We start from the raw sequence: 13,524 nt of genomic DNA on the forward strand, positions 1-13,524 counted from the left end.
GCTTTGGCCCATAGCTTCTGTCACTTTTGCGACAGGATCTATGGGCCAAAGTGTTATAGACGGCAGGTTCTATGGGCGAATGCGGTGCGGTGAGCCCGCCCGAATGCTGTCGTCGCGCTGGTCAGCGCTTGTCGCCGTAGATTTGGGTGGCGATCACGTCGGCGAAGACGCGGTTGACGGCCGGGCGCACCACTTTCAGACTCGGGGTCAGGCAGTGGTTGTCCTGTGTGAATTGGCTGGGCAATACCACGAATTTGCGCACGGATTCGGCGCGGCTCACCTGCGAATTGGCCCGATCCACATAGGTCTGGATCTCCGCACGCACCTCGTCGTTGTCGGCGGCCTCCTCCAACGACAGGTCCGCGGGCAGCCGGCGCGTGGGCGCCCATGCGGCGAGCCCATCAGGATCCAGCGTGATAACGGCGCCGATGAAGGGACGCTGGTCGCCCACCACCACGGCATGCTCCACAATCGGACACTTCGCGATTTCCTCTTCCATGGGGATCGGCGAGACGTTCTTTCCGCCTGCAGTGATGATGATGTCCTTGATGCGGCCGGTGATGGTGATGCGTCCCGCGTCGTCGATCCCGGCGAGATCGCCGGTGCGCAGCCAGCCGTCCTCGGTAAAGACCTCGCGGGTCTTGTCGGGCAGATTGTGGTATCCGCGGAACACGTTCGGCCCTTTGACCTGCAGCTCGCCGTCCTCGGAAATGCGAACCGACGAACCCGGAGCGGGCTGGCCGACGGTGCCGATCACATTGTCGTCGACGCGGGTGGCGGCGAAGGGGGCGGCCGTTTCCGTCATGCCGTAGCCCTGGATCATCGGCAGCCCGATACCGTTGAAGAAATGCGCCAAATCCAGTGACAGGGGCGCCCCGCCGCAGGCGACGTAGCGGATCTTCGGGCCGAGCGCGCCGCGAACCGTGCGGTAGACGGCGGTTTCGAACAGTGCACGCTGCGTGATCTGCCTGGCGGTGGGCTTGCCGCCGGCCTGCTCGGTGCGGGACCAGTCGCGCGCGGCTTCGGCGGCCTGCGCGAACAGGCGCCCCTTCAACCCGGTGCCGGCCTTGCGGGAGGCGGCGTTGTACACCTTTTCGAACACGCGCGGCACGCCCAGCAGATAGGTCGGTTGGAAGGACCGCAGATCGGGCAGCAGCGACCTGGTGTCGGGCAGATATCCCACCACACCGTCGTCCGAGGCGATCGACGCATACTGGATGAAGCGCGCGAAGCAGTGCGCCAGCGGCAGGAACAGCAGCAGTCGCGGATGATTGTCGAGAATCATCTCATGCAGGGCGGTGCTGGCGGCGCGCACAACGGACACGAAATTGCGGTGTGTCAGTTCGGCGCCCTTCGGCGCGCCCGTGGAGCCCGAGGTGTACACGATGGTCGCCAGGTCGTCGGCCCGTCCTTCGGCGATGCGCCGGTTGAGTTCGATGTCGGTAACGGAGGCGCCCAGGCCCTGCAGCGCGCCGAGCGCATTGTTGTCGAGCATCAGAATGCGACGCAATGACGGGCAGTCGTTCATCACCGTGTAGAGGCGGTGGAAGCGCTCCTCGTCGTCGGCGATCGCGAGCTTCACGTCGGAGTCGATGAGAATGCGCTTGGCCTGCGCGGCGGAATCCGTGTCGTAGATCGGTACGCTGACCGCGCCGATCGCCGCCAGCGCGAAGTCGATCACCCCCCATTCCCAGCGGGTGGGGGAGAAGATCGTCACCGCGTCGCCGCGCTCGATGCCGAATGCCATGAATCCTTTGGCGGCTTCGCGCACCAGATGGTGAAACTCCCCGGTGGTGATGTTCGCCCAGCTGCCCGGGCCTGTTTTGCGGCTGGCGATAACCGTCTCGTCGCCGGTGCGTTCGAGGCGTTCCGTCAGCAGCGAAAAAATCGTTTCGTCATCGCGCACGGCGGCCGCGTCGCCGGGGGTGGTGTATTCCTGCAGCATGCCCGTTCCTTACCTGTAAGGTCCAATACGTCCAGTATCCACCAACGATAGGAGGTCGTTGACCGAGGCGGCGTTGTGAGAACCTACAAATTTGACGGAACGGTTTTAGCTGTCAGCGTATCGATCAGTCGACGGGCGGCCTTCGGGTCGACGGGGCCTGCCGCGCCGGGGGTTCCCGACGTACGCCGTAGCGGATAGGCGTCGACGGCACGGCCGTTGTCGATGGTGACCACGTCGTCGGCGGCGGCCAGCGCGAATTCAGGGTCGTGCGTGACCACGATAACCGTGCGCCGCATGGCGGCGATCTCGCGGATCAGCCGGGCGACCTCGCGCATATGCCGCATATCGAGGCCGCTGGTTGGCTCGTCGAAGATGATGATCCGGCGTTGCGAGGCCAATGCCGTGGCAATGGCCACACGCTGTTTCTGGCCGCCGGATAGGGACAGTGGATGCCGGTTGGCGAATTGATCGAGATCAAGACGTCGCAGGATATGATGCGCGGCGGATTCCGGTGAGTCGGTGGCTTCGGCATCGGCCTCGGCGGGGTGGGAGGCGCTGCCGGGCATGGCGAGCAACACCTCGTCGAGCACGGATTCGGTGAACAGCTCGCAATTGACGTCCTGCAGCACGGTATAGCAGGCGCTGAGGCGTGCGACGCAATCAAGCGGCTTGCACGGCGCGGACGGTTCGCCGAGGCATACCGGCGTCAGCGTGCCATGGCAGCGGCGGTCCAGTCCTTGCAAACACCGTACGAAAGTTGATTTTCCCGCGCCATTGAAACCGATTACCGCGGTCACCGCGCCTGCGCGCAGATCCAGGTCCGTCACGTCCAACGCAGGCTGTTTGGCGCGACGGTAGGTGTAGCGACAATCGTCGACGTGCCAGGAGACGACTGCGTCGGCATTGGGCGTGGTGGCTGTGGCCGTCTCGCCCACCCATCCCCTCGTATCGGCCATCCGCGTGATTTGGTCGGCTCGCGTCGGGCGCAGGCCAAGCTCCTCGCGGTCGGCATCGCCGAGTTCGCGCAGCTCGTCGCAGGTCATGTCACGTGTGATGCGGCCGTCGCGCAGATACAGCGCGCGGTCGATCAGCCCGTCGAGCCAATAGAGGCGATGCTCCGCGATCACCACGGTTTTGCCCTGGGATCGCCACAGTTCGATGGCTGCGCGCAGATCGGCGATGGCCCGCGCGTCGAGGTTGCTGCTGGGCTCGTCAAGCACCAACACCTCCGGCCCGGCCGTCGACACCGACGCACAGGCGACTTTCTGCTGTTGGCCGCCGGAGAGTGCGCCGATGGCGCGGCCGAGCAAATGTTCCATATGAAAGCCGGTCGCCACTCCGGCGATGCGTTCGCGAATCTCGTCGGGCGGGATTCGGAAGTTTTCGCAGGCGAAGGCGAGTTCGTCGGTCACATTGAGCGTGAAGAACTGGCTGTTCGGGTTCTGGAACACCGAACCAACGTGACGGGCGATGGCAGCGATGCCGCCTGGGACGGTGGCTGTGTCCAAGCCGGCCACCGTGACCCGTCCGCTGAGCGAACCGTCGAAATAATAGGGCGCTAGGCCGTTGATCAGCCGGGTAACCGTGGTTTTGCCGCATCCGGAGTCGCCGCATAACAGCACGGTTTGCCCATCCTCGATCTCAAAATTCAGATCGGTGACGCCGGCTGCGGCGTGCTGCATGCCGGATTGCGCATCAGGCTGTGCGCCGGACCGCGTCTCCTGCTGCGTCTCGCCGGTCGCGTAGGAAAACCACACATGATCGAACCGAATCATGCCGCCACCCCGCGCATCGATACGGCCAGCATCGCATAACAGGCTGCGCAGCCGGCGATCACCAGCCAATCCGCCGGGCCGAATCCCACCCGGGCGATGCTGGTGCGTCGTTTTGACGCGCCCAGCCCGCGGGTCAATGCGGCCTGGCTGAGCTCATCCGCGAGTTTCACCGTGTTCGTCACCATAGGCACCACACGGTATTCGAACATGTTCGCCGCCTTACCGCCGCCCAGCCGCACGCCGCGCATGCGCATCGCGTCGTTGATCCGCCGCGTCTCCTCAGTGACGGTGGGGAAGAACCGGAACATCACGGCCAGGGGGATCGTCACCGCCTGCGGTATGTGCGCCCGCTGCAGCGCCTCGATCAATTCGCTCGCCGTGGTGGTGAACAGCATCCAGTACGCCGCCACGGCGCTTGGCAGCGTCTGCGTGGTCATGCCGATGAGCGAATAGATGAACCAGCCGGAGAATCCACCCATATGTGGCAGCAGCCATTCGGCCGCCGCGTATGACAGGGCCAGCCATGCCAGGAACGCCCCGGCTGCCTTGGGTCGTCCGCAGACGGCGAGCAGGATGAACGACATGGCGGTGAGTGTCCACCGGATCGTATTGGCGATCGGCAGGCTGCCGCCGAGCAAGGTCAGGCAGAACGCGCCCACGGTCAGGGTGAACAGGATTTTGGTGCGCGGATCCAGTCGAAGAATGCCGCGGTAGCTAGTGGTGGCGAAGTTCATAGTGGAGAATGAGAACGGTTGTGTTGATTGCGATTGATTGTGGCCTTAGTGAGTCGTGGCAGACCGAGCCGATGGGGCAGAATCGTTCATCACGAGTCAGATGGCCCATGCAATCGAATCCTTTCGGGGCGGATCAGACCAAGCCGGCACGCTGGAAGTGCTTCCTCATGAGCAGCTTCGCGATCCACGCGCCCAGCAGCCCGCCGAGCACATTCGCGACGATGATCACCGGCAGCATCCAGGTGGGGAACAGGTTGGCCATCTGCTCCGCCCATTCGGCACCGTTCTTCGCTGCCTGCGCGGCCAGATAGTCGTTGCGTCCGATGTAGAACGGCAGGAACAGACCAAGATTCCACAGGTTGAACACGCCCGCCGAGAGCATGTTGAGGCTCAGTTTGCGGTATCCGCCTGCACGGGCGATCAGATCCGCCGCCACGCCGGCCGCCACGGCGGTGACGATGGTGTACCAGTTGCCGTGAATCACGCCCATCACCAGCGCCAACAGCACGCCAACAATGGTTGCCGCACCGAAGCGCCGCGACTTCATAAGCACCAGCATGTACGGCACGCCGCCGAGAATGCCGCAGGCCACGCCCATCACCGCCATGCCGCCGGGAATAAAGTTGGTGAGCATCGCGGCGGCGCAGATGAGCACGAAATACAACACGGTGTATACGCCGATGGTGATGAAGTCTCGGGTGGTGAGTTTGCCGTCCGCCATGGTGGTGGCGGAACAGGCGGCGACGGGGGCGTCCTGGACGGTGGCGGGGTTGTCGGTGGTCATATGTGTCCTTGTCATGGTTTTGGCGGGTTGCCGGGTTGCGTGGGTTGCGCGGTTTGCCGGGCCGCCGGCCCTGCCGGTGCTTGCCCGGGATCCCTGATGCCTGCGGCTTTGTCAACTTCGCAGATTAAAGGAATACGCTTCGAAGTCAAGACTTGTTTTTTCCCGCGGAACATGGTATTGGCATGTCCGCGTCGGCTATAATCGCGTGCAGAACAGGCCCGGAGGCATATACAAAAGGAGCGCATATGGTCGCACAACCCAAGCGGACGTCATCAGCTGATTCGGAAAGCCATCTGTCAGCGGCGCTTGCGCATATTCCGCCGAATGCGCCCGCCCGCATGCTGGGCCTGCTGCTCGCCGGCGTGACGGACGGCCTGCCGAAGCGCCTGGTTGAGGAGGACGTGCTGCCTCATACCGTGTCGCGCCCGGTTGACGTGCCGGAGGATTGGCGCGAACGGGCCGATGCGCGCTCCAAATCCGAATTCGGGGTGAGCGATGCGGATCTGGCCGCCGCCGATGCGTTCGAACACGAGCTCGACCGGCACAAGGCGTGGGGCCTGTGCTTTTTCGGCTGGTCCAATGCCGCCGGCTATGGTTACACCGACGACCATGACACCAATACGGTGGCCGTGGACGGCTGGAACGCCTACTCCCACTTCGCTGCGCTGCCATATGGCGCGCAAACGGCCGTCGCCGTGCGCACGCTGATGGGCGACACCGACGCCGACCGCGTGTCCGCTTGGCATTTCATGAAGCACAATCGGTCGGTCACCTGGGATGTTGATTACCGCTGACGCGATCAGCAGGCGAATCGGCATAACGGCGTATGGAAAGGAACACATGGCAATGAGCGAAGTTGACATGACGAATGACGTGGCGGCGAAGGTGCCGATGGTCGCCCTGGGCGACGGCAACGAGATCCCGCAGATCGGCCTTGGCGTGCTGCGCATCGACGACGACGGTGTGCGACCGGTGGTCGAGTCGGCGTTGGAGAACGGATACCGCCATATTGACGGCGCTGCCGGATACAACAACGAGGCCGGCGTCGGGCGCGCGCTGGAGGAGACCGGCTGGAATCGCGGGGAGCTGCGGCGCAACCTGTGGGTCACCACCAAGCTGCGCGATTCCGAGCAGGGGTACGATTCCGCGCTCGCCGCGTTTGACGAATCGCTGAAGCTGCTGCGGCTTGACTATGTGGACATGTACATGCTGCATTGGCCCACCCCGTTCAATTGGCGGTCGGGCGAATCGTGGAAGGCGCTGCGGCGTCTGCGTGACGAGGGCCGGGTGAGAACCCTGGGCGTGTGCAACTTCCTGCCGGAGCATCTGGAGCGTCTGCACGAGGAAACGGGCGAATGGCCGGCCGTCGACCAGATCGAGCTGCATCCCACCTGGCAGCAGCGCGAGGTGGTGGCGTTCTGCAAGGCGCACGGCATTGCGGTGGAGGCGTATTCGCCGATGGCTCGAGGCGCCGATCTCAACGCCGGCGACGGTACGATCGAACGGATCGCGCAGGCTCACGGCGTGAGCCCGGCCCAGGTGATTCTGCGCTGGCATATCGAAAATGGAACCATCATCATTCCCAAGTCGGTGCATGCCGACCGTCAGCGCAGCAATATCGACCTGTTCGGCTTCGCGCTGACCGCCGAGGAACATGCGGCCGTCGATGCGTTGGACGGTCCGGCTCGCGCCGGCCACGATCCCATGACCTTCACCTACGCCTGATTCGGGGCCTGCCTCATGGCGAGACGTGGCGGTGGATGCGGGTTTGGACCATGCCCGCATAATCGGCGTGGCCGGCGAGGACGGCGCGGCGCTTCGCGCGGCTACACCTATCGTCGCGCGCGCTTCGGCTCCTCCGCGTTGGAGCGGCTCGCGATTCTGACGGTGATAGCCATCATCGTCGGCGTCAGCGCCGGACTGCTGCTGCCCAAAATCAGCCCCGCGGTGAACGACATCACCGGCGGGTATGTAGCCACAGGAGACGCGGCAACCACGCTGAACACGCTGACCGTCGACGATCATCCATCGCCTTCGAGCTCCTATAAGCGCGACGACTTCGGTTTTCGCAAAACCGACGATGACGGCGACGGCTGCGACGTGCGCGAGGCGGTGCTCGCCCGCGACCTCACCGACGTGACTTACACCAAAAGCGGCGGCTGCAAAGTGAAAACCGGCCACCTGAACGATCCCTACACCGGCGCCGGCATTGATTTTGTGCGAGGACCTTCAACCAGCGCACGTGTGCAGATCGATCATGTGGTGGCGTTGGAAAACGCCTGGAAATCCGGCGCAAGCGAATGGACCACCGCGGAGCGCTACCGTTTCGCCAACGACACGTACAACCTGCTGGCGGTGGACGGCGGTGCGAACGAAGCCAAGGGCAGTGCGTCGGCGGCGAGCTGGCTGCCTGAGAACACCACCTACCAGTGCCCGTATGTGGCCAGGCAGATCGGCGTCAAGGCGAAATACCAACTCAGCGTGACGTCCAAGGAAAAACAGGCGATGCTGGGCGTGCTGCATACGTGTCCGGGGCAGGGCGTGCCGGAGCGGTAGACGCGGCGTATGGATGACGCCGGGTGACATTGAAACGTGATTGCGCTATAACGTTGGGCGGAACAAAGGTAGAAGGTTAACGCATATGGCAAATCGCGAGATCAGCGAACACAATGAGAATCCCGACGAATCTCCAGCAGGCGCGGAAAACGGGCAGACGGCTCATGCCGCGCAGGGGATCGACCCGAGCCACGCGCAGGCGACGACGATGGAGATGGCGGTCGTCCACCCGCGAGACGCCCATCCGCGTGCGGCTGGACGCAAGGGCAGGAACCATGCGCTCGCCAGTATTCTGGGCCCGGCGTTCGTGGCTGCCGTGGCATATGTGGATCCGGGTAACGTGGCGGCGAATATCACATCCGGCGCCCGTTACGGATTCCTGCTGGTGTGGGTGCTGGTGCTCGCCAATGCGATGAGCGTGCTGATTCAATATCAATCCGCCAAACTTGGCATCGTCACCGGCAAATCCCTGCCGCAGCTGCTCGGTGAACGCATGGGGGACGCCGGACGCTTCATGTTCTTCATGCAGGCGGAGGTGATCGCCATCGCCACGGATCTCGCCGAGGTGATCGGCGGCGCGATCGCGCTCAACCTGCTGTTCGGCCTGCCGCTGTTCGTCGGCGGTCTGATCATCGGCGCGGTGTCGACGGTGCTGCTCATGTTCGAGGGCGGCAAAACCCAGCGCACCTTCGAAAAGATCGTGATCGCGCTGCTGCTGGTGATCACCTTCGGCTTCATCGCCGGATTGGTGATCGCGCCGCCTAATCCCGGCGAGGTGCTGGGCGGGCTGATCCCGCATTTCAGCGGCACCGATTCGGTGCTGATGGCTTCGTCGATGCTGGGCGCGACGGTGATGCCGCATGCGATTTATCTACATTCCACGCTGGTGAATGATCATTACGCTGGCGGCGAGCAGCGTCCGTCCATACGCCAGCTGCTGCGCGGTTCGAAAATCGACGTGGTGTGGGCGCTGCTGCTGGCCGGCACGGTGAATCTGTCGTTGCTGCTGCTGGCCGCGAACAGCTTGTACGGCATGCAGGGAACGGATTCCATCGAGGGTGCCCAGCATGCCATTGTCACGGTGCTCGGCCCCACGATCGGCACGATTTTCTCGATCGGATTGCTGGCTTCGTCGTTGAGCTCCACTTCAGTGGGTACGTATGCCGGCTCGGAGATTATGCGCGGGCTGCTGCATATCAAGGCGCCGATGTGGGCCTGCCGCATCGTGACCTTGGTGCCGGCGCTGATTGTGCTGTATTTCGCGTCGAACCCGACGATGGCTCTGGTGATCGGCCAGGTGATTCTGTCGATCGGCATCCCCTTCGCCATCATTCCGCTGATGCGCTATACGCATGACCGCACGCTGATGGGCGAATATGCCGACGGCATGGTGAAGCACGTGATCTTCATCGCCGTGGCGGCGCTGATCATCGCGCTGAATGTGCTGCTGATCTATCTAACGCTGACCGGTCAGGCGTGACCTGCGCTCACGCAATGCGTGCAGCGAGATGATGTCGCGCGTGTGTCCCGCGCCCTCCCCCTTCACGCCAAACACCACCAGTATCACCATGATCAGGCAGCAGAGGGTGGAGGCGCGCAATGCCCACTGCACGCCGAAAATACTGGAAGAAACGGCGTCGAATCCGCTTGCAGCCCGGTTGGCCGCGCAGGTTTCCATCAGTATGACCAGTACCGGGGATCCCACCGCGCCGGCGATCTGACGGCAGGTGTTGGTCACCGCCGAGCCGGCCGACACCTCCGTGCCGGCGAGACAGTTCAGCGACCAGGTGGTGATCGGCATGAGCACAAATCCCATGCCAATCTGCCGGATGAACTGGCAGATCGAGATGTAGTAGATCCACGTGTTCGGGCCGATCAGACTCATCATGGCGGTGCCGATGGTCAGCACGATGGATCCGAACAGGGCGACCGGCCTTGCTCCGAAGCGGTCAAGCGCCTTGCCGCCGAAGAACTGCGAAATGGCCTGCCCTATGGCGCCCGGCAGGAAAATCAGTCCGGACATTGTAGCGGAGTAGCCGCGATCGTTTTGAATGTAGAGCGGGACGATCACCATAATCGAGCTGAATGCGAAGAATGTCAGCATTGCGATGATCGTGCCGATGGTGAAGGATTTGTTTTTCAAAACGCCAAGATCGAGCAGCGGCGGTTCCGCGGATGAGGCCGCACGATACTGCTGGTCGCGCTGAATCTGGCGCAGTACGAACCAGGCGACGCCCGCCAGTCCGACCGTCATGGGCAACCATACCATCGGATGCGTGAATGGGAAGGCCTCGATGTTGGTGAAGCCGAACATCAGTCCGCCGAAACCGAAAACCGACAGCGCCACCGAGAAGAAGTCGGCGCGCGCGGTGGGGTCGGATTCGCCGAAGTCGCGCAACCACAGGATCGAGGCGGCCGCGCACAGCACGCCGATGACGGTCAGGGGAATGAAAATCGAACGCCATCCGTTCGCGTCGGTTTGCCAGCCACCCAGCGTCGGCCCGATCGCCGGGGCGACGGACATCGCCAGACCGACCATACCCATCGCCATGCCGCGGCGCGACAGTGGGTAGATGGTGAATACGGTGATCTGCAGCACCGGCCACATCACGCCCGTGCCGGCCGCCTGCAGGATGCGGCCGATCAGCACCAGAATGAAGCTTGGTCCCAGCCATGACATCGCCGAACCGATGGTGAACACCACCATGGATGTGATCACGATCTGCCGGGTGGAGAAGCGTCGGGTCAGGAAGGCGGTCAACGGCACCATCACGCCCATCACGAGCTGGAAGCTCGATGTGAGCCACTGGCCTGTGGTGACGGTGATGTGGAATTCGGCGACGATGGTGGGCAGGGCGCTGGTGAGCTGCAGTTGCGTGAAATTGCCGACGAAGGTGATGAAGGTGAGGATCGCGATCGAGACGAACGCCGGTCGGGTCAGATGGCCGTCGACATAGGATTCCGCTTGGGTGAGCGGTGCGTGGCTGGAGCGCGGTGCGCCGGTTGCGCGGCCCGATCCCGGTTGCCTCTGTGTGGTTGGATCCGTTGCCTTGTCCGTCATATGGCTGTCGTCTCGATTCCTGATAATTCTCGATATACGTGTCTGCCGTGCATGCCTGCGGCCGTGGCCGCGTTCCGTCGCGGCGCAGTTCCGTCATCATCAAAAGAAACTCAACTACTCTACGTTCCGCGGTGGATATTGCTGGCGGTGTCGGAAATCGGCGCATTGATTGGGCCGTCGGCGGATCGTCCGCAATTCGCACGGCTCGGTGTAGGTTGGGAACCGGATAGCGCTGATGGCGCGAAGAACGGATATCGAACAATACAAGGAGTGTCGGATGGCATTGACGGATAAGAGCGTCCTGATCATCGTCAACAACTGGGGCATTGAAGAGACGGAGCTGACGCGTCCGCTGCGTGATCTTAAGGCTGCGGGCGTGCGCGTCACGTTGGCGGCCACCACGCTGGATCCGTGCGAAACCGTGAGGCATGACCGCTATGAGGGCGAGACGCTGACTCCGGATGCGCTGATGGGTGACGTGCGGGCTGACGATTACGATCTGCTGGTGGTGCCCGGCGGCACCTGCAACGTGGATCGGGTCCGTGTGAATCCCGACGCCATTGCGCTGGCCCAGGCGTTCGCGCGTGCCGGCAAGCCGATTGCCGCGATCTGCCACGGTGCGTGGCTGCTGGTGAACGCCGGTCTGATCGCCGGCAAAACCGCCGCGCCCTGCCGCTATATTCGCGCCGACATCGAGAACGCGGGCGGCCAGTACGTCGACGAGCGGCTGCATGTGGACGATGAGCGCGGCTGGCGCCTGATTACCTCCCGCAAGCCCGATGACCTCGACTATTTCGTGGCCGCCATCAAAGACGCCTTGGCGTGAGGGACCCGTTCGAGGTCGCTGGTTTTCGGTCAAAAAAGCCCTGTTCCGTTGACTTGTCAACAAAACAGGGCTACCGGCGGAGGATACGAGATTCGAACTCGTGAGGCTGTTACACCAACACGCTTTCCAAGCGTGCGCCATAGACCACTAGGCGAATCCTCCATTGCTTGCGAGCCAAGGACCACCTCAACTCAGGCAACCGCTTTAGAATAACACAGGCGTTCGATTTCGCCAAAACCCGCGTGTCTTATTCGTGTCTTATGACCGAGGATGACTGCCGTCTCCGGAATCCCGATTGGTGTGTGGTTCCACATCCCGGCGTACGGCACCATCCCGTATCAGCGGGATCGCGGCGATCAGCGCCACGCCAAACGCCAGCGTCCACGTATAACGCGTCTGATGACCGGGCAGCAGCATCAGCGAGCAGATCGTCAGCAGCCATGGCACGGCGTATGCCACATTGCGCCCCCGCCTAAGGCAACAGCACAGGGCGATCACAAACAGCGGCACCCACACCGTGTACAGGTTCTCCTTCAGCATCAGCGACACCCCCGGGATGTTCTTCCACAGTTCGTATATGAACTGTCCAACTTTCTGCGGCGTGGACACTTCGGCGGACGTCCAGGTGCTGGCGTATTCGGGCATGATCATATTGCTGCCCTTTTCCTCCCAGCCCCAGCGCACGTACCAGCCTTCGTCGTACACCGGTCCCATTACGAACGGGTCGCGCAGCCAGGGGACTGCGGCGAGCGCGGTGTCGGGATGCTGCAGGGCGAGCTTCGTCCACACGCCCACAAACGCCAGCACGTCGCCGCTGGTCGCCTCGCGGTTGAAACAGCGGTCCTTGACGGCGTCCGCGCTGCCGATCTCCGTATGGTCCTCCACCGGCCAGGTGAGATACGAGCTCAGCTCGTCGGTCGAGCAGGTGATGACCCGGTCGATGATGGCTTGGTCGCTTGCGCTGATCGACGATCCGTGGTCGAGCATGATCGCGGAGGTTTGCTGCAATGGGATGGCGATCATCTCCTGCTTGCCTCCGGGGGCCACGTGCAGGACTGGCATGGCGACTGAGGAGACGACCATACCGAGAACCAGCGGAGTGACCGCCACCGCCAACGATGTGATCCGACGTTTCGCCAGCATCACGGCCAGCACCACGAACGTGCCGGCTATGATCTCCACCGAGATCTTGCGCATCTGGCCGCACAGCACCGCAAACGCCACAATCCCGATGACGAGCCACGGGCCGAGTTTGAGTCCGCCTCGCACGCGGCGTACGTATTCGACGACCAGCACCATCAGCACTAGGAACGCCGGCATCACGGTGGAATCCTTCACCACCGACATCATGAGCCGTCCATACATTGGCACGAAGGCCATGAACGCCAGCGCAACGGCGCAGAAGCCGCGCGGCAGCCTCAGCACACCGGCCAGATAGGTGATCACAAGGCCGAGAGCCAATGCGCACAGAATGGTCTGCAGTGCAGCCAGCATCCACAGACCCCACGCCTCAGATCCCATCCACAGGCCGAGCCGGTCGAAGGCTCCATAGATCAGCGAGTCCAGCCACGGATGCTGGTCGGACAGCACATATCCCGGTAATTCCTGATGCGTGGACGGATCCCATGCCTGGCCGGTGCGCATCCAGACGAGCTGCGCCACAGTGTCGGCGGCGATGTTGGCAGGCCACAGCATCGCCATCCACGGCGTCCACGTCAGCAGGATGAGGCCGCCCGTGGCGAGGGCGCGTGCGGGGGAGCATCGTTCGAACAGCCATGAGAGAAGGCCGGACAGCGATGTGGCGAGGCACGCGGAGAGACGGTTGCGATTTGTGCCGTTGGTG

Annotated in this window: 11 protein-coding genes and 1 tRNA gene; 5 read left to right on the forward strand and 7 right to left on the reverse strand. The window is 63.1% G+C overall.

Annotated elements, in window-relative coordinates; all coding sequences use genetic code 11:
- Positions 1-121: 121 nt before the first annotated feature.
- From B2994_RS04080 to B2994_RS04095, 4 genes are all read right to left on the reverse strand, one after another.
- Positions 122-1,945, reverse strand: a complete 1,824-nt coding sequence (locus B2994_RS04080; protein ID WP_291527104.1) for an AMP-dependent synthetase/ligase — start codon at positions 1,943-1,945, stop codon at positions 122-124.
- Between the two features lie 83 nt (positions 1,946-2,028).
- Positions 2,029-3,720 carry an ABC transporter ATP-binding protein gene (locus B2994_RS04085; RefSeq protein ID WP_291527105.1) on the reverse strand — a complete coding sequence of 564 codons (1,692 nt, stop codon included), beginning with the start codon at positions 3,718-3,720 and terminating at the stop codon, positions 2,029-2,031.
- Positions 3,717-4,454, reverse strand: coding sequence for an energy-coupling factor transporter transmembrane component T (locus B2994_RS04090; RefSeq protein WP_291527106.1), 738 nt, complete (start codon positions 4,452-4,454; stop codon positions 3,717-3,719). Before B2994_RS04090 ends, B2994_RS04085 begins: the two co-directional genes overlap by 4 nt.
- A gap of 133 nt (positions 4,455-4,587) precedes the next feature.
- Entirely contained in the window at positions 4,588-5,238 is a 651-nt protein-coding gene (locus tag B2994_RS04095; protein ID WP_291527107.1) for an MptD family putative ECF transporter S component, read from the reverse strand.
- 245 nt (positions 5,239-5,483) lie between these two features.
- Between B2994_RS04095 and B2994_RS04100 the strand changes: the two genes are divergently transcribed.
- From B2994_RS04100 to B2994_RS04115, 4 genes are all read left to right on the forward strand, one after another.
- Complete coding sequence (locus B2994_RS04100) at positions 5,484-6,032, forward strand: hypothetical protein (RefSeq protein ID WP_291527108.1); 549 nt, start codon at positions 5,484-5,486, stop codon at positions 6,030-6,032.
- Between the two features lie 67 nt (positions 6,033-6,099).
- Positions 6,100-6,963 (forward strand): aldo/keto reductase, encoded by an 864-nt coding sequence (locus B2994_RS04105; protein WP_291527116.1) that lies wholly within the window; start codon positions 6,100-6,102, stop codon positions 6,961-6,963.
- A 162-nt stretch (positions 6,964-7,125) separates the two neighbouring features.
- Positions 7,126-7,794 carry an HNH endonuclease family protein gene (locus tag B2994_RS04110; RefSeq protein WP_291527109.1) on the forward strand — a complete coding sequence of 223 codons (669 nt, stop codon included), beginning with the start codon at positions 7,126-7,128 and terminating at the stop codon, positions 7,792-7,794.
- A gap of 214 nt (positions 7,795-8,008) precedes the next feature.
- Positions 8,009-9,274 (forward strand): Nramp family divalent metal transporter, encoded by a 1,266-nt coding sequence (locus B2994_RS04115; RefSeq protein ID WP_291527117.1) that lies wholly within the window; start codon positions 8,009-8,011, stop codon positions 9,272-9,274.
- Here B2994_RS04115 and B2994_RS04120 read toward each other — a convergent pair.
- Positions 9,251-10,855, reverse strand: coding sequence for an MDR family MFS transporter (locus B2994_RS04120; RefSeq protein WP_291527110.1), 1,605 nt, complete (start codon positions 10,853-10,855; stop codon positions 9,251-9,253). The two genes, B2994_RS04115 and B2994_RS04120, sit on opposite strands and share 24 nt — an antisense overlap.
- A gap of 277 nt (positions 10,856-11,132) precedes the next feature.
- On the opposite strand from B2994_RS04120, the gene B2994_RS04125 reads away from it, so the two are divergent.
- Positions 11,133-11,681 (forward strand): type 1 glutamine amidotransferase domain-containing protein, encoded by a 549-nt coding sequence (locus B2994_RS04125; RefSeq protein WP_291527111.1) that lies wholly within the window; start codon positions 11,133-11,135, stop codon positions 11,679-11,681.
- A gap of 77 nt (positions 11,682-11,758) precedes the next feature.
- Here B2994_RS04125 and B2994_RS04130 read toward each other — a convergent pair.
- A tRNA-Ser gene (locus B2994_RS04130) sits at positions 11,759-11,843 on the reverse strand.
- 96 nt (positions 11,844-11,939) lie between these two features.
- On the reverse strand, positions 11,940-13,524 hold a 1,585-nt coding region (locus tag B2994_RS04135), incomplete at its 5' end, for a DUF6020 family protein (RefSeq protein ID WP_291527112.1).

The sequence above is a fragment of the Bifidobacterium sp. UBA744 genome, assembly GCA_002298605.1.
Taxonomy (GTDB): Bacteria; Actinomycetota; Actinomycetes; order Actinomycetales; family Bifidobacteriaceae; genus Bifidobacterium.

Bases quoted from the DNA above. Each gene is read 5' to 3' on its own strand.
- B2994_RS04125 (WP_291527111.1), top strand. From the start codon at position 11,133: ATGGCATTGACGGATAAGAGCGTCCTGATCATCGTCAACAACTGGGGC.
- B2994_RS04100 (WP_291527108.1), top strand. From the start codon at position 5,484: ATGGTCGCACAACCCAAGCGGACGTCATCAGCTGATTCGGAAAGCCAT.
- B2994_RS04115 (WP_291527117.1), top strand. From the start codon at position 8,009: ATGGCGGTCGTCCACCCGCGAGACGCCCATCCGCGTGCGGCTGGACGC.
- B2994_RS04120 (WP_291527110.1), bottom strand. From the start codon at position 10,855: ATGACGGACAAGGCAACGGATCCAACCACACAGAGGCAACCGGGATCG.
- B2994_RS04080 (WP_291527104.1), bottom strand. From the start codon at position 1,945: ATGCTGCAGGAATACACCACCCCCGGCGACGCGGCCGCCGTGCGCGAT.
- B2994_RS04085 (WP_291527105.1), bottom strand. From the start codon at position 3,720: ATGATTCGGTTCGATCATGTGTGGTTTTCCTACGCGACCGGCGAGACG.
- B2994_RS04090 (WP_291527106.1), bottom strand. From the start codon at position 4,454: ATGAACTTCGCCACCACTAGCTACCGCGGCATTCTTCGACTGGATCCG.
- B2994_RS04105 (WP_291527116.1), top strand. From the start codon at position 6,100: ATGACGAATGACGTGGCGGCGAAGGTGCCGATGGTCGCCCTGGGCGAC.
- B2994_RS04095 (WP_291527107.1), bottom strand. From the start codon at position 5,238: ATGACCACCGACAACCCCGCCACCGTCCAGGACGCCCCCGTCGCCGCC.